This is a genomic window from Peribacillus muralis (assembly GCF_001439925.1).
Classification (GTDB): Bacteria; Bacillota; Bacilli; order Bacillales; family DSM-1321; genus Peribacillus; species Peribacillus muralis.
Genome location: NZ_LMBV01000001.1, coordinates 17,136 through 35,431 on the forward strand (window position 1 = coordinate 17,136; position 18,296 = coordinate 35,431).

The 18,296-nt window shown below is 43.5% G+C and carries 21 protein-coding genes; 16 read left to right on the forward strand and 5 right to left on the reverse strand.

The window, feature by feature from the left end; translation table 11 throughout:
- The first annotated feature begins 87 nt into the window (after nt 1–87).
- Genes ASU00_RS00075 through ASU00_RS00095 form a run of 5 tightly spaced genes read left to right on the forward strand, consistent with a single transcriptional unit; the run spans nt 88 to nt 3,681 of the window.
- Nucleotides 88–1,092 carry an ABC transporter substrate-binding protein gene (locus ASU00_RS00075; RefSeq protein WP_057911417.1) on the forward strand — a complete coding sequence of 335 codons (1,005 nt, stop codon included), beginning with the start codon at nt 88–90 and terminating at the stop codon, nt 1,090–1,092.
- A 10-nt stretch (nt 1,093–1,102) separates the two neighbouring features.
- Nucleotides 1,103–1,387, forward strand: coding sequence for a thiamine-binding protein (locus ASU00_RS00080; protein WP_057911418.1), 285 nt, complete (start codon nt 1,103–1,105; stop codon nt 1,385–1,387).
- A complete protein-coding gene (locus ASU00_RS00085) occupies nt 1,384–2,163 on the forward strand; it encodes an ABC transporter permease (RefSeq protein WP_057911419.1) in 780 nt (259 codons plus the stop codon). The genes ASU00_RS00080 and ASU00_RS00085 overlap by 4 nt, the downstream gene beginning before the upstream one ends.
- Entirely contained in the window at nt 2,138–2,890 is a 753-nt protein-coding gene (locus ASU00_RS00090; RefSeq protein ID WP_057911420.1) for an ABC transporter ATP-binding protein, read from the forward strand. The genes ASU00_RS00085 and ASU00_RS00090 overlap by 26 nt, the downstream gene beginning before the upstream one ends.
- A 20-nt stretch (nt 2,891–2,910) precedes the next feature.
- Nucleotides 2,911–3,681 (forward strand): TatD family hydrolase, encoded by a 771-nt coding sequence (locus ASU00_RS00095; protein ID WP_057911421.1) that lies wholly within the window; start codon nt 2,911–2,913, stop codon nt 3,679–3,681.
- A gap of 39 nt (nt 3,682–3,720) precedes the next feature.
- On the opposite strand, the gene ASU00_RS00100 is transcribed toward ASU00_RS00095, so the two are convergent.
- Nucleotides 3,721–4,521: an NAD kinase gene (locus ASU00_RS00100; protein ID WP_057911422.1), complete on the reverse strand. Its 801-nt coding sequence runs from the start codon at nt 4,519–4,521 to the stop codon at nt 3,721–3,723.
- Between the two features lie 547 nt (nt 4,522–5,068).
- On the opposite strand from ASU00_RS00100, the gene sppA reads away from it, so the two are divergent.
- The 5 genes from sppA to tpx all read left to right on the forward strand — a co-directional run bounded on the left by sppA (nt 5,069) and on the right by tpx (nt 8,558).
- Complete coding sequence (sppA, locus tag ASU00_RS00105) at nt 5,069–6,070, forward strand: signal peptide peptidase SppA (RefSeq protein ID WP_057911423.1); 1,002 nt, start codon at nt 5,069–5,071, stop codon at nt 6,068–6,070.
- A 12-nt stretch (nt 6,071–6,082) separates the two neighbouring features.
- Nucleotides 6,083–6,619 carry an RDD family protein gene (locus ASU00_RS00110; RefSeq protein ID WP_082630087.1) on the forward strand — a complete coding sequence of 179 codons (537 nt, stop codon included), beginning with the start codon at nt 6,083–6,085 and terminating at the stop codon, nt 6,617–6,619.
- Between the two features lie 95 nt (nt 6,620–6,714).
- Entirely contained in the window at nt 6,715–7,407 is a 693-nt protein-coding gene (locus ASU00_RS00115) for a DUF2953 domain-containing protein (protein ID WP_057911424.1), read from the forward strand.
- A gap of 14 nt (nt 7,408–7,421) precedes the next feature.
- Nucleotides 7,422–7,886, forward strand: coding sequence for a GerW family sporulation protein (gene ytfJ / locus ASU00_RS00120; protein ID WP_057911425.1), 465 nt, complete (start codon nt 7,422–7,424; stop codon nt 7,884–7,886).
- A gap of 171 nt (nt 7,887–8,057) precedes the next feature.
- A complete protein-coding gene (tpx, locus tag ASU00_RS00125) occupies nt 8,058–8,558 on the forward strand; it encodes a thiol peroxidase (RefSeq protein ID WP_057911426.1) in 501 nt (166 codons plus the stop codon).
- A gap of 208 nt (nt 8,559–8,766) precedes the next feature.
- Here the strand turns inward: tpx and ASU00_RS00130 are convergent, their stop codons facing one another.
- Together ASU00_RS00130 and ASU00_RS25945 are read right to left on the reverse strand one after the other, a co-directional pair.
- On the reverse strand, nt 8,767–9,072 hold the full coding sequence (locus ASU00_RS00130; RefSeq protein ID WP_057911427.1) for a hypothetical protein: 306 nt from the start codon (nt 9,070–9,072) through the stop codon (nt 8,767–8,769).
- Nucleotides 9,073–9,531: 459 nt separating this feature from the next.
- The coding region (locus ASU00_RS25945) for a hypothetical protein (RefSeq protein WP_236712555.1) at nt 9,532–9,747 on the reverse strand (216 nt) is incomplete at its 5' end.
- 180 nt (nt 9,748–9,927) lie between these two features.
- On the opposite strand from ASU00_RS25945, the gene ASU00_RS00135 reads away from it, so the two are divergent.
- The 4 genes from ASU00_RS00135 to ASU00_RS00150 all read left to right on the forward strand — a co-directional run bounded on the left by ASU00_RS00135 (nt 9,928) and on the right by ASU00_RS00150 (nt 13,883).
- Nucleotides 9,928–10,914, forward strand: coding sequence for a class I SAM-dependent methyltransferase (locus ASU00_RS00135; RefSeq protein ID WP_057911428.1), 987 nt, complete (start codon nt 9,928–9,930; stop codon nt 10,912–10,914).
- Nucleotides 10,915–11,101: 187 nt separating this feature from the next.
- Nucleotides 11,102–12,319: an acetate kinase gene (locus ASU00_RS00140; RefSeq protein ID WP_057911429.1), complete on the forward strand. Its 1,218-nt coding sequence runs from the start codon at nt 11,102–11,104 to the stop codon at nt 12,317–12,319.
- Nucleotides 12,320–12,531: 212 nt separating this feature from the next.
- Nucleotides 12,532–13,371 (forward strand): EcsC family protein, encoded by an 840-nt coding sequence (locus ASU00_RS00145; protein ID WP_057911430.1) that lies wholly within the window; start codon nt 12,532–12,534, stop codon nt 13,369–13,371.
- Nucleotides 13,371–13,883: a MogA/MoaB family molybdenum cofactor biosynthesis protein gene (locus ASU00_RS00150; RefSeq protein ID WP_057911431.1), complete on the forward strand. Its 513-nt coding sequence runs from the start codon at nt 13,371–13,373 to the stop codon at nt 13,881–13,883. The genes ASU00_RS00145 and ASU00_RS00150 overlap by 1 nt, the downstream gene beginning before the upstream one ends.
- A gap of 661 nt (nt 13,884–14,544) precedes the next feature.
- Here ASU00_RS00150 and ASU00_RS00155 read toward each other — a convergent pair.
- The gene (locus ASU00_RS00155) at nt 14,545–14,859 is read right to left on the reverse strand and encodes a hypothetical protein (protein WP_057911432.1); all 315 of its coding nucleotides are present in this window, start codon (nt 14,857–14,859) and stop codon (nt 14,545–14,547) included.
- A gap of 216 nt (nt 14,860–15,075) precedes the next feature.
- Between ASU00_RS00155 and ASU00_RS00160 the strand changes: the two genes are divergently transcribed.
- Entirely contained in the window at nt 15,076–16,281 is a 1,206-nt protein-coding gene (locus ASU00_RS00160) for an argininosuccinate synthase (RefSeq protein ID WP_057911433.1), read from the forward strand.
- Nucleotides 16,278–17,657: an argininosuccinate lyase gene (argH, locus tag ASU00_RS00165; RefSeq protein ID WP_057911434.1), complete on the forward strand. Its 1,380-nt coding sequence runs from the start codon at nt 16,278–16,280 to the stop codon at nt 17,655–17,657. The genes ASU00_RS00160 and argH overlap by 4 nt, the downstream gene beginning before the upstream one ends.
- Nucleotides 17,658–17,707: 50 nt before the next feature.
- Here argH and ASU00_RS00170 read toward each other — a convergent pair whose 3' ends face one another.
- Nucleotides 17,708–18,160: a universal stress protein gene (locus tag ASU00_RS00170; RefSeq protein WP_057911435.1), complete on the reverse strand. Its 453-nt coding sequence runs from the start codon at nt 18,158–18,160 to the stop codon at nt 17,708–17,710.
- Nucleotides 18,161–18,296 lie beyond the last annotated feature (136 nt).

An 18,296-nucleotide genomic window follows, 5' to 3' on the forward strand; every position in this document is an offset into this window, starting at 1 on the left:
GGCGTTTTTTTTTTTTATTATTCATGAACCTGGCGCCCTCAATATTCCTGCATGTGGATCTTATCTGATGAGTAGGAGGATACCCGCTTGAATAAATTTTTGCCATTGCTGACTTCGTTGTTCCTTTTAGCTGGATGTGGCGCCGGCGGAACGAACGAAAAAGAAGAAGCAACAAAAAAGGAAGACGATGAAGGGTTGAAAAAAGTATCGGTCGTGCTTGATTGGACACCGAATACAAACCATACAGGATTGTATGTAGCTAAGGAAAAAGGGTATTTTAAAGAACAAGGTTTGGATGTCGATATTATCATGCCAGGTGAAGCAGGTGCCGATAAGCTTGTGGCCTCCGGGAAATCCGAATTTGGCGTTAGCTATCAGGAAGGCATTACCCAGGCCCGCGTCCAAGGTGTGCCAATCGTTTCTTTGGCTGCTGTCATTCAGCATAATACCTCTGGATTCGCTTCCCCAGCAGCCAAAAACATAAAATCTCCAAAGGATTTTGAAGGGAAAACATATGGTGGCTGGGGATCTCCGGTAGAAAAGGCCATCATCAATTCACTGATGAAAAAAGAAAATGCGGATGTAAACAAAGTGGATATAGTGAATACAGGAGACGCTGATTTTTTCACTTCAGTTAAAAGAGATGTAGACTTCGCCTGGATTTATTATGGATGGACTGGTATCGAGGCCGAGCTGAGAAATGAAAAGCTGAATATGGTTTACTTAACCGATTACTCGGATAAGCTCGATTACTATACACCTGTTTTGACAACGAACGAAAAGCTAATCAAAGAAGATCCAGACACTGTTAAGGCATTCCTTCATGCAACTTCGGAAGGGTATCGGTTTGCAATCGATGATCCAGATGCGGCTGCGGACATATTAATGGAGGCCGCTCCGGATCTGGATGCCAAACTAGTGAGGAAAAGCCAGGCGTGGCTTGCAGACAAATATCAGGGAGATGCGCCTCGCTGGGGTGAACAAAAGCTAGAAATATGGAAGAATTACAGTGAATGGATGAGAGATAATAAGCTTCTTGAAGGTGAATTCAAACCAGAAGAGGCGTTTACCAATGAGTTTTTATCACAATAGGAGGAGAAAAATGGCCAATTCTTTAATTAGTATCCAAATTATTCCTAAAGGTGAAGATGTCATCCCTTTAGTCGATGAAGCAATTAAGATCATAGACGAATCAGGTGTCAAATACGAGGTTCACCCACTAGAAACAACCATGGAGGGGGAGCTTTCCCAGCTATTTGCGGTAATAGAAAAAATGAATGTAAGAATGATTGAATTAGGTTCGCCGAATGTCATTTCCCAAGTCAAGATATTGTATCAGCCGAGCGGAATCACGATGGATACGTTGACGGAGAAGTATCGGCCATGAAAAGGAGAATGTGGAAGAAGGGGGCTCCCTTCTTTCTTTTAGTATTGCTGCTGATGGCGTGGGAGTCAGCGACAGCGATATTGAAAATCGAAGAATGGCTGCTTCCTGCTCCATCAGCTATTTTCATTGAAGGTATCAAGTCTGTACATAGTCTTTGGGGACACCTGCTATCAACGACTGAGCTTGCGTTATCGGGTTTTTTAATTGGAAGCTGTATCGGCTTATTGATTGCAGCGGCCTTGCATCTGTTTTCAGGTGTGAAGGATGCAGTCTATCCTTTGCTGATCCTGTCACAAAACATTCCCGTCATCGTGCTGGCACCGCTTTTAGTGATCTGGTTTGGCTTTGGGATGCTTCCGAAGCTCATCGTCATTTCGCTCGTATGCTTTTTTCCGGTTGCAGTTGCCTCATTGGATGGCCTGCGCCAGACACCGGCTGAACTTAAGCATTATTTTAAGATGATGGGAGCGGGAAACGGACAGTTGTTTTGGAAGCTCGAACTCCCTCACTCGGTTCCGTTCATTTTCTCCGGCCTGAAAATTTCAGCCACGTACAGTGTAATGGGTGCGGTCATTTCGGAGTGGCTCGGGGCGAAATCCGGGATTGGCGTTTATATGACACTCGCTTCCTCCGCGTTTAGGACCGACCGGGTGTTTGTTGCCATTTTCATCATTATGGGAATGAGCCTGCTCTTTTTCGGGGTCATTACGTTACTGGAGAGGTACCTTGTTTCATGGAAGCGAAAGGAGGATGAAAAGCATGCATCTGGAAATTAAAGACGTTTCCTATTCCTTCGATGGTAAACAAAATATTTTAGAGAAGCTGAATGTTCATGTGGATGAAGGGGAATTTGTGACGATCCTTGGTCCATCAGGCAGTGGGAAAAGTACGTTGTTCCACTTAACCGGCGGCATTCTGGAGCCGGACCAGGGTGATATTTTACTGGACGGTAAGAACATAAATGGCTTAAAGGGCCATATAAGCTATATGCCGCAACAGCCGTCGCTATTACCTTGGAGAACGGTTTTGGAAAATGTCCTGCTAGGCAGTGAACTGGCTGGTATCAAAGACAAAGAAATGGCCAAAGCCCTATTGGTTAAAGCAGGGTTGGGAGAGTATGAGCAAGCATATCCGCACGAATTATCCGGAGGCATGAAGCAAAGGGCCGCCTTTATCCGGAGTATCTTGAGCCCGCAGGATTTGATGTGCCTCGACGAACCCTTTTCCGCCTTGGATGAACTGACAAGAGTGCAGATGCAAAAATGGCTGATGTCATTTTGGGAGGAATATCGAAGGTCGGTGCTTTTCGTTACACATAGCATCGATGAAGCGGTTTTCCTTTCCGATCGGATTTACGTGTTATCAGCCAAGCCGGCAGCAGTCATCAAGGAGGTTGTCGTTCCATTCCCAAGGCCAAGAAGGGAAGAGCAGCTTCTCAGTGATGATTTCTTCCATTTGAAACGGGAATTATATGCCGCACTGAAGCCAACCTTCACTACATAAGCCAAGGAGGGCGCCTAAGCATGAAGATCATCGACAGCCATATTCATTTTGATCAATATGATGAAAGTAAGCAATCACAGATTCTCGCAGATATGGAAAAGGACCAGGTGGAAGCCCTGCTCACGGTTTCCATGGATCTGGAATCTTCCATGAAAAATGACGTGCTTTCATGCAAAGATTCACGAATCAAGCCTGCTTTTGGTTTTCACCCAGAGCAGCGTCTCCCCAGTGAACGAGAAATGAATGGATTATTGAATTGGATGCTGGCACACCAGCACAATATGATTGCTGTAGGGGAGATAGGGCTTCCCTTTTACTTAAGGCAGGAAGATTCCGCGATCGATTTGGCTGAATATATAAAGATTCTTGAAAGGTTCCTTGCTTTTGCTAAAAAAATCGAAAAACCGGTTATCCTTCATGCCGTTCATGATGATGCCCCTATTGTTTGCGATTTATTGGAGAAGCACGACATCACAAAGGCGCATTTTCACTGGTTTAAAGGTGATAGCCGGACGATTGCAAGAATGATTCAAAACCGATACCGCATTTCAATTACACCGGATGTTTGCTATGAAAGGGAAATAAAGGAGTTGGTTGCTGTATATCCGCTTGAACTAATGATGGTTGAAACGGATGGACCATGGCAGTTTGAAGGTGTATTCAAGGGTAAGTCGACACACCCTGGCATGATCCATGAAAGTATTCGCCAAATGGCTATAATCAAAGACTTACCGATCGACCATGTTTATGAAACCCTTTATCAAAACACCAAAGATTTTTATGATATATAAAAAGGTACCAGATATAAATCTGGTACCTTTTTACGTCTTTTAGAGAAAGGTCCTTTTTACCTTTTCCCAAAAAGAATTATCCTTTAGCTTAACGGTTTTGATGACTTTTCCGCTTAAGCGGACCTTTACCCTTCCGACATGGCTGATACTCAACGCTTCATTATCAAGTCCAACGATCGGATAGCTTGGGCCGTTTTGTTCAAGTTGAACAGTCAAGGTTCTATCGCTGCTCAATATAAATGAAGACCCGAGGGTCCGATACGTATTATTATTGATGGAAGCGAGCTCGCTCACCTGAAAACAAGGGAGAAGCGGGTCCACGACGGCACCATTCACCGACTTATTATAGGCAGTGCTACCGGTAGGGGTCGCAATGATGATTCCATCCCCGCGGAAGGTTTCGAAATGAATTTCGTCGATATGAATATCCATAATGAACGTCTTGGTGATCGAAGTTCGGATACTCAGTTCGTTGAGGGCATAAAAGGACGGCTGTTCATCCAATTGAATCTCGATGGTTGGATATTTTCGAACCTCGATTTGCTCTTTTGTCATCGCATCAATCATTTTGTCTGTATCTTCCAGGTGGAAATCGCAGTACATATTCAAATTTCCGGTGGTGGAAATGCCGGCATATAAACAATCGTCCCTAAAGCCGGTTTTACGTACAGCTTGTAAAAAGGTACCATCATCACCAATGCTCACGATAATGTTGGCTATTGTGGAATCTTGGACGACTTCATAGGAGTGCCGGTTAGCCAACTCCGCGAGACGTTCGACCTTGTTTTGCATTTCTGAACTTGAAGCATGGAAAAAATAAATATTTCTTCGAATGTTCATCATGATCCCCCTAATTTGAATAGTAATGAAAGGGCTTTCTTAATTCTCGATATAGAAACGCTGGAGCAAAAAAAGAACCTGTGCCTGTCCCTTTTCGAGAATTGTGTGCTGCACTTATGATAGTAGTTTATCATGAAATGATATATTTTAGTATGCTGTTACACTTTTCATTACTTTGTTCGTCAATTCGGAGCGTCTACTTGGGAGTTTGGCACTTTTACTCGTGAGTTATGCCGATCTACAGTGAATATGAGCAGTTAACTCGTTCACTCGTGCAAACGATCGAAGGAGAAAAATGGTATAATTAATTCTCTGTTTTCCCGTTTAAACAGAATACAGAAGAATTTTCGATGCACAACATATTTGGGACTGATTGAAGCAATCGAAACAATAATCTTGAGCGAACGTACAAAGTGATCAAGCTTGCGCATTTCCAATTAGAGGATTATTTGCTACAATTTTAACTGTCTTAGTTTATCATGGAATGAAACATTTTCGTTATTAGTTCGTATGGTAAGAGGATACATATCGTTAAGGGGGAACACAGATGAATGGAAAGCGTTGGGCAGCATTAGGAATCGCAGCCGTTTTGTTTTTTGTCTCTATTCTGGTAGGGACGGCTACGACTTTTTTTACAGCTGATACGGAAAGTGTCATTAATGACTTATTCGCGTCCGAAAGCGAATTTTATGAAGAAATCATCGAAGGCGAAGACTACACGAATGTTATTGCCGTATTTGATGTAGAGGGAACGATTCAGGATACAGGAGAAGCATCATTACTAAGTTCGGCAACATATAATCACCGTGCCTTCATGGATAAGCTGAAGATGGCAGAAGAAAACGATGATATCAAGGGAATTATCCTCCGGGTAAATTCACCTGGCGGCGGTGTCGTCGAAAGTGCAGAGATCTATGACAAGATCCTTGATATTAAGAAAGTGAAAAAACCCGTCTATGTTTCAATGGGGTCAATGGCCGCTTCGGGTGGCTATTATATTTCAGCACCGGCTAATAAGATTTATGCAAGCCCAGAAACGATGACGGGCTCCCTCGGCGTCATCATGCATGGGTATAATTACGAGAAGTTGGCCAAGAAATATGGCGTCGAGTTCGAAACGATCAAAAGCGGACCGCATAAGGATATTATGAGTCCTACCCGGGAAATGACGGGCGAAGAACGAGATATACTGCAAAACATGATTAACAATTCTTATGATCAATTCGTGAAGGTCATTGCAGACGGCCGCGGTATGACGGAGCAGGAAGTAAGAAAGATCGCGGACGGCCGCATTTATGATGGGCGTCAGGCGAAAGAAAACCATTTAATTGATGATTTTGGCCATTTGGATGATGTCATTGCCGCAATGAAAACGGATTTAGGCAAAAAAGATGCTCAAGTTATCCGTTATACAGATGAGGCTGGCTTCGGCTCATTATTCAGTATGGGAGCGCAAAAAATGTTGGGAAATGATGTGGAAACGGCGCTACTGACAAAAATCCTTTCCTCTTCAAATTCTCCACGCTTAATGTATTTGTATGCGGAATAGGGGGGCTGAAGGATGACGGAACGGAATGAAAATAATGAACGTATTGCTTCACCCAATCTACTTGAAAAACAGGGGGATCCCGTTAATTCGGATGTATCAACAGCGGAGATCGCTGTCGATCAGGAACTGAAGGAAGTATACTTTGCTGGTTTTTGGATGAGATTTTGGGCGTATTTAGCGGACCTGCTCGTTATCGGAAGCTTGAATCGAATCTTGATTCATCCGATCTTCAAGTTTTACGAAGGGACAGATGATCTGTGGTTTTCCGCAGAGGGCTTTTTGACGGGAATCGTATTCTTCTTATACTTTGTTTTGATGACGAAGTACTTGAATCAAACCTTGGGTAAAATGATTTTTGGACTGAAGGTTGTGGCATTGAAGGAAGAGGCAAAAGTCATTTCTTGGAGTACGGTATTGTTCAGGGAGCTGATCGGGCGCTATATTTCAAAAATGACATGGATCGGTTATCTCTTGGCAGGACTATTGCCGAAGAAACAGGCTTTGCATGATGTATTCGCAGACACAAGCGTCGTCTTGATCAGAAGATGATGGATTTCATAAATCTGTAAGAGCGGTTTTTCGCTTTTGCAGGTTTATTTTTTTTTGTACATGCCGATAATGAGAGGCAAAAAGGGTGTGGATGCATGAAGTGGCTTTTGTTGATTGCAGGTAGCCTCATTTTACTGCTGCTTCTTCTTATGTTCACTAAAATAAGGGTGTACATTGATTTAAAGCATGTTCATAGAAATGACCAAATACATATTAAATTATCAGCTTGGTATGGACTTTTCCATTATACGATCAAGGTGCCGGTCATTAAGAAGGATGATGAATCGGCAGGTATAGTAGTAAAGCAAGAACAAGGAATGAAGGAAGAAGATAAAAAAGAAGAAACGAAAAAAATCACGGCAGAAGATTTACGTGATGGATTGGCTGACCTCCGGACGATGATTGTGCATATAGTCGGCTTTCATCGAATCGTCCGGCAGTTCACACGAAAGGTCAAGGTTAAAAAATTCGTGTGGCATAGCATCGTCGGAACTAAAAACGCCGCACATACTGGTATGCTAACCGGAGCTTGCTGGGCACTTAAAGGGTCGATCATCGGTTTATTGACCTCTTATTTGAATTTTCAAATCATGCCCTCCTATACCATTACGCCTAACTTTCAGCGATGGCAGGCCAATACGTCAATTTCCTGCATATTACAATTTAGAATCGGGCAGGCTATGTGGACTGGAATAAAACTGCTTCGTTATTGGAAAGGCAAAAAGGCAAATTTCAAGTCCAGGAATTTAGCGAGGCTATCAGGTGATTCCAATAAACAATCGTTCTAGAGGGAGGAATTTAGATGTCAGATCATCCGATCCAAGGATTAATGAAAGAAGCGATGGAAAATCTGAAAGAAATGGTCGATGTGAACACGATCATCGGCGATCCGGTGGAAACTCCGGATGGAAGTGTCATTTTAACTGTTTCCAAAGTGGGCTTCGGCTTTGCGGCAGGTGGCAGCGAATTTGTGATTGATGGGCATCATCAAGGACAGCAAGGCGAATCCAAGCAGCCATTTGGAGGCGGTAGCGGTGGTGGGGTATCCATAACGCCAATTGCCTTTTTGATTGTCGGTTCCCATGGCGTAAAGATGATTCATCTTGATGAAGGGACGCACCTTCTGGAAAAAATGATGGATTTAGCTCCCCAAGTAGTCGATAAAATCCAGTCCATGCTTGCCAAGAAGGATAGCAATCAAAAGCAAGGTGGCAGTCAGCCTCCTATGAAGAGATACGAGGAGCCTAAACAGGATCTGGACTTCTAACTGAGCTCGGCGTCTGCCGAGTTTTTTTTTTGCTTGAATATAAGATTCCACATTTGAAGGCTTAAGTGATCACTAGGGAATATTTACTTTTTTCAATTCAATTAATTGCAAAATTCCGGTAAAACAAATATGATAATGCATGTACATATAGAAGAAAAAGGAGGAATTTTAATGGCTTCAGTTACATTTAAAAACAACCCGATCACTTTGGTAGGACAAGAACTCAAAGTTGGGGACAAGGCTCCTGATTTTACCGTATTGGCAAATGACTTATCACCCGTTACATTAAGCGACTCCAAAGGCTCCGTCCGTATCATCAGTGTAGTTCCTTCCGTGGATACAGGTGTATGTGATGCACAAACACGAAAATTCAATGAAGAAGCATCAAAATTGGGTAATGTGAAAGTGCTGACGATCAGTAACGATCTTCCTTTCGCACAAAAACGCTGGTGTGCAGCTAGCGGACTTGATAATGTTCAAGTTCTTTCCGATCACCGTGACCTTTCATTCGGTGAAGCATATGGTGTTGTTATGCAAGAACTACGCCTTTTGGCACGCTCTGTATTCGTCGTTAACAGTTCTGATGAAATCGTTTATGTGGAATATGTAAGCGAAGGTACAGACCACCCGAATTACGAAGGTGCAATTGAAGCGGCTAAAGCTGCAAAATAAGATGTGAATTCTAAAAAACCGGGCACCATATGCCCGGTTTTTTGTTTTAATGTTGAAATTCTTGTTGATAAACACTTTGTCGTTGAAATGATCAACAGCCTTTCCAGGCCCTGATTTTCAATGGAGATGCACGTATCTAAAATCTGTGCGTGCCGACCATACAATTCGTTCTGATACACGTTTTTTTAGGATTGATATATCGATTTAGTTAGGGTTCTAAACTCTCACCATTTAATGGTAAAACAATCTTGCCAGACCACTCTTGACCATTAGGTGTACCTATTTTTATGTCAACTTCATTAGGCCAAGACGGCATTTGTCTTGGATAATAACCCGCTTGTTGCCCTGCCCTATATCCATCTCTATACCCCTGTCGATACCCTTGTCGATATCCTTGCCGAAACCCTTGTTGATAGCTTTGTTGTTGCCTGTTAAATTCATCTGCTGACTGAATATCATGTTGCTGGTTTATCGGATTAACCTGCCCATGATAGTATTGATTTTGATTATCCATATAATCACCACCTCATGTATAGTACTCTGTTTGGTCATTGATTGAGCCTATCCAATAAAAAAAAATACTAGGCAACAACACAGTGCTTCAGTTTGTAAACAAAAGAGCCTCCGAAAACGTAACTGATCAAGTGGTATTCCGAACCAACTGGCCCGCAATATCTTCAACTCCTCGGGTATGGTTTATATCTAAATTTTATAACAAAGATGATTGAAGCGGGTGTGCAGGACTTCTCTGGGAAATGCGGTTGTGGGAAGACCCCACAGCGCGAGCGCTGAGAACACGAAGAAGGAATTTTGATTGATGAAAGTTTGGTGGATTGGACTTTTGGTCGTTCCATTGCACTGCAGGCACTCGCTTTCCGCGGGCGGTCCGTGAGCCTCCTCGGCTTTCAGCCTGCGGGGTCTCACGTAGACACGCATTTCCCGCAGGAGTCTCGTTGCCTTCCGTTTNTTCCACTTAGCGTGAACACGAAGATGAAACCCCGATTGCCCACAGTTTTAGAGGGTTTGGACCTCGATGGTTCATTCCACTATAGTTACTCCCTTTCAGCGGACGGTCCTTGAGCCTCCTCGGCTTTTCCGCATGCGGGTTCTCACGTAGACGCGCATTTCCCGCAGGAGTCTCGTTGCCTTCCGTTTCAATCCACTTTGCGTGAACACGAAGATGGAACCCNCGATTGCCCACAGTTTTAGAGGGTTTGGACCTCGATCGTTTCGTTGCACTGAAGATACTCACTTTTCCAAAAGCGGTCCGTCCGTAGTACAGCCAAGGACGATTCCTAGGGTCTCCGGCTTGTATCTCTTTCTTGTTACCTTTAAAATAGGGACAGAAGCAAACAGGAGGAATTAATAAGTGAAGTCTACCCCAGTTGAACAATTATTTAATGAATTCAATGAAACAGCACAGATATTGCAAAGTGAACTCTCATGTACGTATCTTGATGCCCTAGGTGAAACGGGCGAGAATTTCTTTCAAGGGAAAGTGCTGCAGGAAGAAATAAGTGAAGTATCGAAGAAAAGGTTATTAAAGCATTATGCGGACTTTTCACTTGAGAAATATGAGAAGGAAGCAATCCGTAAAGCGTATCAGCTCGCTATACTAAAGGGCATGCAGCAGAGCGTGCAACCGAACCATCAAATGACCCCCGATGCTGTCGGCATGTTCGTCAGTTATTTAGTCGGTAAATTCACCAAGGATCAAAAAGAGTTGATCATGCTCGATCCAGCCGTCGGAACAGGGAACTTGTTATTTGCGATCTTGAACCAACTGCCTGAAAAAAACATCGCTTCATATGGCGTCGAGATTGACGAAACCTTGATCAAGCTCGCTTATGCAGGTGCCAACCTACAAGAGCACCCGCTCGAATTCCACAATCAGGACAGCTTGGAGCCGCTATTCATCGATCCCTCGGATGTCGTAGTCAGTGATTTGCCGATTGGTTATTATCCAAATGATGTACGTGCAAACGAATACGAATTGAAGGCTGGAGAGGGACATTCCTATGCACACCATTTGTTTATCGAGCAAAGTGTTAAACATGTGAAGGACGGCGGATATCTTTTCTTCATCGTCCCGAATAACTTATTCGTTTCGGATGAAGCGCCGAAACTCAATGAGTTCCTGAAAAAACAAACACATATCCAAGGAATGGTGCAACTGCCGCTTTCGATGTTCAAAAATGAAGCGGCAGCGAAAAGCATTCTGATCCTTCAAAAGAAAAAAGAAGGTATCGAAGCCCCGAAAAAGGCATTGCTCGTCCAACTTCCAAAGCTTTCGGATTTTGAAGCGACAAGTTCCGTGATGCAACAGATGGATGATTGGTTTAAAGAGGAAAAATAACAAATGAAAGCTGATGCGATGCGCATTGGCTTTCATTTTTTTGTTTGTACGGGTTGGGTATTTTTTACCTCCTCTTATTATTTGGTAGTATCCACCTGCCATGATAAGATTGTATGATATACTGCATATTTCTTTTTAGGGAACCATAAGAAAATGTAGACTAGCTTAGAGTAAAGGAGCAGGATGGATGTCAAAAATCATCGCAATAAATGCAGGCAGCTCTTCATTGAAATTTCAGCTTTTTGAGATGCCTGATGAACAAGTAATTACAAAAGGTCTTGTGGAACGGATTGGCTTGAAGAATTCCACTTTTACTTTGAGTGTCGGAGGCGAAAATGTTTCTGAAACGATGGATATACCTAATCATGAAGTGGCTGTAGGTATTTTGTTGAAAAAGCTGATTCATCATCGCATCATTGACTCCTTTGACGAAATAGATGGCGTTGGCCATCGTGTGGTGCATGGTGGTGAGGTGTTCAGTGATTCGGTCCTGATTACGGAGGAAGTGATCAAGGAAATCGATAAGCTTTCAGAGTTGGCACCCCTTCATAATCCGGCCAATAGCACGGGAATCAAAGCCTTCAGACAAATATTAGGCGATGTTCCGGCAGTTGCGGTATTCGATACTGCCTTCCATCAGACGATGCCTGCAAGTTCGTATATGTATAGCTTACCCTTTGAATATTATGAAGATTATGGAATAAGGAAGTATGGGTTTCATGGCACTTCCCATAAGTATGTTTCCCAACGGGCCGCAGATATGATTGGCCGTCCGCTTGAACAGCTTCGCTTGTTATCATGCCATCTAGGGAATGGTGCCAGCATCACGGCCATAAAGGGTGGTAAGTCGATGGATACCTCCATGGGATTTACCCCGTTGGCAGGTGTTACAATGGGAACACGTTCAGGTAATATCGACCCTGCGCTCATGCCATATATCATGGAAAAAACAGGTAAAACAGCTGATGAAGTGCTGGATGTCTTGAATCAGAAAAGCGGTATGCTGGCTCTTTCCGGATTTTCCAGCGATTTGCGCGATATCCAAGTCGAAGCGGACAAAGGCAATGAGAGGGCTAAACTCGCCCTTGAAGTATTTGCAGGCAGGATTCACAAGTATATCGGTTCTTATTCAGCCAAAATGGGGGGAGTGGATGGCATCATTTTCACAGCAGGCATCGGTGAAAATAGCCCAGCCATTAGAGCCCGGATCTTGGAGGGACTTGAATTCATGGGTGTTTATTGGGATAAAGACCTTAACCGTACCTCCACAGGTAAGGAAGCATTCATCAATTCGCCGTATTCACCAGTCAAAGTGATGGTCATCCCCACTAATGAAGAAATCATGATCGTCAGGGATACGATGAAGGTTGCTTTAAACGGAAACGAGGAAAATATGCCTTCTTGATTTTGCGAACAGAAGTTCCCTTACCGTTCTTTCCGGTAAGGGAATTTTTTTAATGAACACACCCAAATGATTGTAAGACACATTCATCTTTTTTTTTGACTGTCCTCACCCTTGTGAAACTCTGGGCGGGTCATCCTCTATACTTGAAAAAGCATCGCGTATGATATACTTAAGGGAGAATCAACCAATTCTGTACATAGGAGGCTTGATGCATGGAATTCACCAATCGGGAATTGAAAGTTTGGAATGAAATCAATGAATGGCAAGAAAATTTATACCAATATGAGCCGACGGATATTGCTGCATTGTATGATAAATGGTTAGAGCAGGGCTTTTCACTGCTTCCTGAAAACGTCCAGCAACAGTTTTTTGAAAAACTCGACACATGGCTTTTTCATTTGCATGCCATGGTACAGAGCTCACAAATCCAAATAGATGCAAGGGAGCGGATTTTAGCCTCAGCACGCGTTTTTAATGAAGAAATCGAAATGCTTGGTGATTTGAATCTTTTATCGATCGACCAGTTGAATTACATAGCAAATCAGCATATTGCCAAGCATCGTTTATACTCATTTGCACAAGGAGGGATGAGCGGATCGGGAGGCCGGCTTCTGCTTGGGAGTGATTTACCCGCCATGACGGTCATCAATATCCGTACTGTGCAGCTTGTCGCCATGTCTTATGGCTTCGAGGTGAATACGCCTTTCGAAATGATGGTGGCTCTTAAGGTTTTCAATGCAGGAGCGATGCCAAAGAGACTCCAGGGAATAGCTTGGGAAGAATTGATTCATGAAATCGAAACCGCAGAAGATGATTATTTTTATTTGGGAATTGAAGAACTGACAAACCCGACCTGGATGGAGCAGCCACTGAAGCAGTTGCTGAAGGCTTTATCCATTACTGTTTTCCGCAAAAAACTCGTTCGGGGCATTCCATTCATCAGCATCGCCATCGGGGCAGGTGCCAATTACCAAATGACCCGGAGTGTCAGTGAATTTGCCCAGAAATTTTATCAATATCGTTTTTTACGGGAGAAGAAGGCTGATGATTAATGAGCGTCAATATTCATAAAAAGGCGATTACGGAGGCTATTCGCTGCATGGTGATAACCGTTAGCGATACGCGTAATGAGGAAACGGATAAAAGCGGCGCACTGATGAAGGAACTATTGGAAGCGCATGGCCATGAAGTGACAAGATACGAAATTGTAAAAGACGAAAAAGATGTGATTCAAGCTGCAGTTAAGGGCGGCTGCCGAAGCGGCAAGGTTGATATCATTTTGATGAATGGCGGCACCGGAATCGCTAAAAGAGATGTAACGATCGAGTCGGTCAGAGAATTGATGACCAAGGAAATTCCCGGCTTCGGTGAGCTTTTCCGTATGCTTAGCTATCAGGAGGACATCGGCTCGGCGGCGATATTATCAAGGGCCGCTGCCGGAATCGTGAACGATAAAGCCGTTTTTTCCACACCTGGCTCATCAGGTGCGGTGCGGCTTGCGATGAATAAATTGATTCTTCCGGAGTTGGGACATATCGTCGGTGAACTAAGGAAGGATTTGTAAGACAATTGCAAAAAGATCACGTTTTAAAAGCTCGGCAACTTAAAGGAGATGCTGTCTGTACTTTGCAGGCGGCATCTTTTTTAGGCTACACTTCCTCAATTATGGTGGTAATCGCAAATCTGAGGGCAACAAAAGTTTAATTCTCGTTTTCACGCAAAGTGGAATGAAACGCAAGGAGCGAGACTCCTGCGGGTAATGCGGTATAGGGGAGACCCCGCAAAGCCGAGGAGGCTCCCCGACCGCCCGCGGAAAGCGAGCAACTGCAGTGCAACGAAACGGTCGAAGTCCATAACCTCCAAAACTCTGAGCCAAAGAAGTACTATCTAAATGTTAAAAGAATGAACCGGAAGGAAACGAGACTCCTGTTTAGAAATGTGCGTCTTAGTGAGACCCCGGCAAGCTGAAAGCCAAGGAGGCTCACGGAGCGCCCGCAGTGCAATGCAACGATCGAGGTCCAATTCCTCCAAAACTGTAGGCAAACGCAATTCTATCTTCGTATTGATGCATGGCGGAAAGGAACTATCTGTCGAATACAACCAGTTCACTCCATTGTGTTTTTTCTTATTATAAACAAAAGTACCCTACAGGATAGACTTTTTTCAACGTGTCTATTCTATAGGGTACTTTATTTTCCTGTGGCCTTTTTTGCATGAAGTAGCCCTTAATTATGCATCTTCTCACTCACGCCCTGATTGGTCCGGTACCAGAGCCACAAGTCATTGATGATCGAAGCAAGTTCCGCAATTTCGGAATTGAGCTGGCATGATATGGCGAAGTCACTCTCATCGGAGAGCTGATTTTGCTTCAGGTTAATGGCAGATTCCAGCTCCTTAATGCGGTCGGGGATGCTCCCCCGGATATTCTCCCAATGCACAAGTATTTGCTGTTGCACGCCTTTTGTATATTCATCCCACTCCACGTTCAAATCAGGAATGGCGATGCCGAGCCGTTCATCATAGGTAAATAACTCTTTCATATTCCCTCCACTTTTTTTAGTTTTTCATACTCTTAGTTTACTATATTCCGGTGGAAGCATCCAATGTATGACGAGCCTTAGAATAGGAACGGGAATTTTAGCTAATTCTTCAAAATACCCCTTGTATTCCTTCTATAAAAATGATAAAGTACTAATCATAGAATGAATAAAAATAACAATAGATGAATTTTTATTCACACGAAAGGGACGATGAAAATGGGAAATCAAAAAGTTGTTTTAGCATATTCCGGAGGTTTGGATACTTCCGTCGCAATTAAATGGTTACAAGATCAAGGATATGAAGTTGTGGCATGCTGCTTGGATGTCGGTGAAGGGAAAGACCTTGACTTCATTAAGGAAAAAGCGATTACGGTTGGTGCGGTCAGTTCTTATGTAATTGATGCTAAAGATGAATTTGCGGATGAATTCGCTTTAACGGCCCTTCAGGCACACACTTTGTATGAAGGGAAATATCCATTGGTATCGGCGCTATCACGTCCGCTGATTGCGAAGAAATTAGTGGAAGTGGCTGAAGCGGAAAATGCGGTAGCTGTTGCGCACGGTTGTACGGGAAAAGGAAATGACCAAGTGCGTTTTGAAGTCTCCATTTCAGCTCTGAACCCTGATTTGGAAGTTCTAGCACCTGTTCGTGATTGGAAATGGTCTCGTGAAGAAGAGATTGAATATGCAGCGAAAAATGGAATTCCTGTACCGATTGGCTTGGCAAGCCCATTCTCGATTGATCAAAACCTTTGGGGAAGAAGCAATGAATGTGGAATCCTGGAAGATCCATGGGCCGCTCCTCCCGAAGAGGCTTATGATGTGACTGCAAGTCTTGAAAACACACCGGATACGGCTGACATAATTGAAATTGGTTTCGAACAAGGTGTTCCTGTCACGTTGAATAACAAACACTATAAACTGGCTGACTTGATTGTTGAACTGAATCAAATTGCCGGTAAGCACGGAGTTGGACGTATTGATCATGTGGAAAATAGATTAGTAGGAATCAAATCCCGTGAAGTCTATGAAGCTCCTGGGGCGATGACATTGATTGCTGCGCATAAAGAGCTTGAGGACATTACGCTTGTAAAAGAGCTGGCTCACTTCAAACCTGTGATCGAAAAGAAAATGACCGAATTGATTTATGAAGGACTTTGGTTCTCACCGCTTCAAAAAGCATTGGCCGCATTCCTGAAAGAAACACAAGTGAACGTAACGGGAACAGTTCGTGTGAAACTATTCAAAGGTCATGCAATCGTAGAAGGCAGAAAATCCGAGTACTCCCTTTATGATGAAAAATTGGCTACTTATACAAAGGCGGATGAATTCGATCATGATGCAGCAGTTGGATTCATCAAGCTATGGGGACTTCCAACGAAAGTGAACAGCATGGTCAATAACAAGAAGGTGACAGTGTGAGCAGCAAGCTTTGGGGAGGAAGATTCACAAAATCCGCAGAGGAATGGGTAGACGAATTCGGAGCTTCCATTTCCTTTGACAAGGAACTTGTCCTTGAAGATATTCAAGGGAGCTTAGCTCATGTAACGATGCTAAAGCAATGCAGCATTTTACCTATTGAAGAGGCAGATCAAATCATTGCAGGGCTGAAAAGTTTGCAGGAAAAAGCCGAGAACGGTGATTTGACTTTTAAGGTTGAGATGGAGGATATCCATCTTAACCTGGAAAGTATGCTTATAAGCGAAATCGGTCCAGTTGGCGGAAAGCTCCATACTGGCAGAAGCCGTAATGATCAGGTTGCAACAGATCTTCATTTATATATGCGCAATCAAACGAAGGTGATTCTGCAGCTTATCAATGATCTTCAGGAAGCGATTTTGGGACAAGCCAAGAAAAATGTGGAAACACTAATTCCAGGTTATACACATTTGCAGCGGGCACAGCCCATTTCATTTGCTCACCACTTAATGGCTTATTTTTGGATGCTTGAGCGTGATAAGCAGCGTTTCTCCGAAAGCTACAAAAGAATCAACATCTCGCCATTGGGAGCAGGGGCATTGGCCGGGACGACCTTCCCGATTGATCGAGCGCTCAGTGCCGAGCTGTTAGGTTTTGATGGGATATATGAAAATAGCCTTGATGCGGTAAGTGATCGGGACTTTGCTATTGAGTTCATGAGCAACAGTGCGACGATGATGATGCATTTATCCCGTTTCAGCGAAGAAATCATCCTGTGGTCTAGCCAAGAGTTCCAATTTGTTGAATTGGATGATGCCTTTTCAACGGGCAGCAGCATAATGCCGCAGAAGAAAAACCCGGATATGGCTGAACTGATCCGTGGGAAAACTGGCCGGGTTTACGGGAATTTAACTGGATTATTGACCGTTTTGAAAGGACTGCCACTTGCTTATAACAAAGATATGCAAGAAGATAAAGAAGGCGTTTTTGATACGGTTAAAACCATTGTTGGTTCACTTAAAATTTTTGCCGGCATGATTTCAACGATGAAAGTGAATACGGACGTAATGGAAAAAGCAACAAAAAATGACTTCTCGAATGCGACGGAGTTAGCTGATTATTTAGCTTCAAAGGGGATGCCTTTCCGTGAGGCGCACGAAGTGGTCGGGAAGCTTGTATTGTTCTGTGTGCAGAATGGCTGCTATTTAGTCGACTTGAGCATCGGGCAATTCCAGGAAGCATCCGAGCTGTTTGAAAATGATATCTATGATGCATTAAATCCTTACGAAGCTGTTAAACGCCGTAATAGTGCGGGCGGTACTGGCTTTGATCAAGTGCAGCTTGCTATCGCAAAAGCGGAGAAGCTAGTGAATAAATAACAGCAAAAAAAAGCTCGTTCTCCGACTTGGTGAACGAGCTTTTTTGCTGATTATTTATCGGTATTCGTACGCACGATGATTACATCGCAGCTTGAATTGCGAACGATGCCCTCCGACACGCTGCCGATCAGGAAGCGTTCGACGGCATTAAGGCCTGTAGCACCGCATACAATTAAATCGATTGAATGTTTTTTCGCTACATCTTTTGGAATTTGAACCTTAGGTGAACCATATGACACTTCAGTTTGAACATTTGCGATCCCGGATGCAACGGCTTCCGCTTTGTACTTTTCCAAAAGCTCATTGGCAAAGGCATCAGAACTATCACGGAGGGTCATATCATAAGCTTCGATTGTAGGGAAATTCCTAGTATCGACGATGTGTGCCAGCACAAGGGTCGCGTCACTGAGTTTAGCCAAATAGATGGCCTTTTTTAATGCCCACTCCGCTTCTTCCGAACCATCCACCGCTACGAGAATCTTTTTATAATCTATACTATTCATAATGGATCTCCCCCTTCTATTTCATTCCTAATATACTATGGCGTTCTTGTTGGTTATTATCTCCATTATAACAATGAGCGAATGGTTTTGCCAATGCTCTGGAAATAACCACATGGAAATACTAACCCAGCCTTAC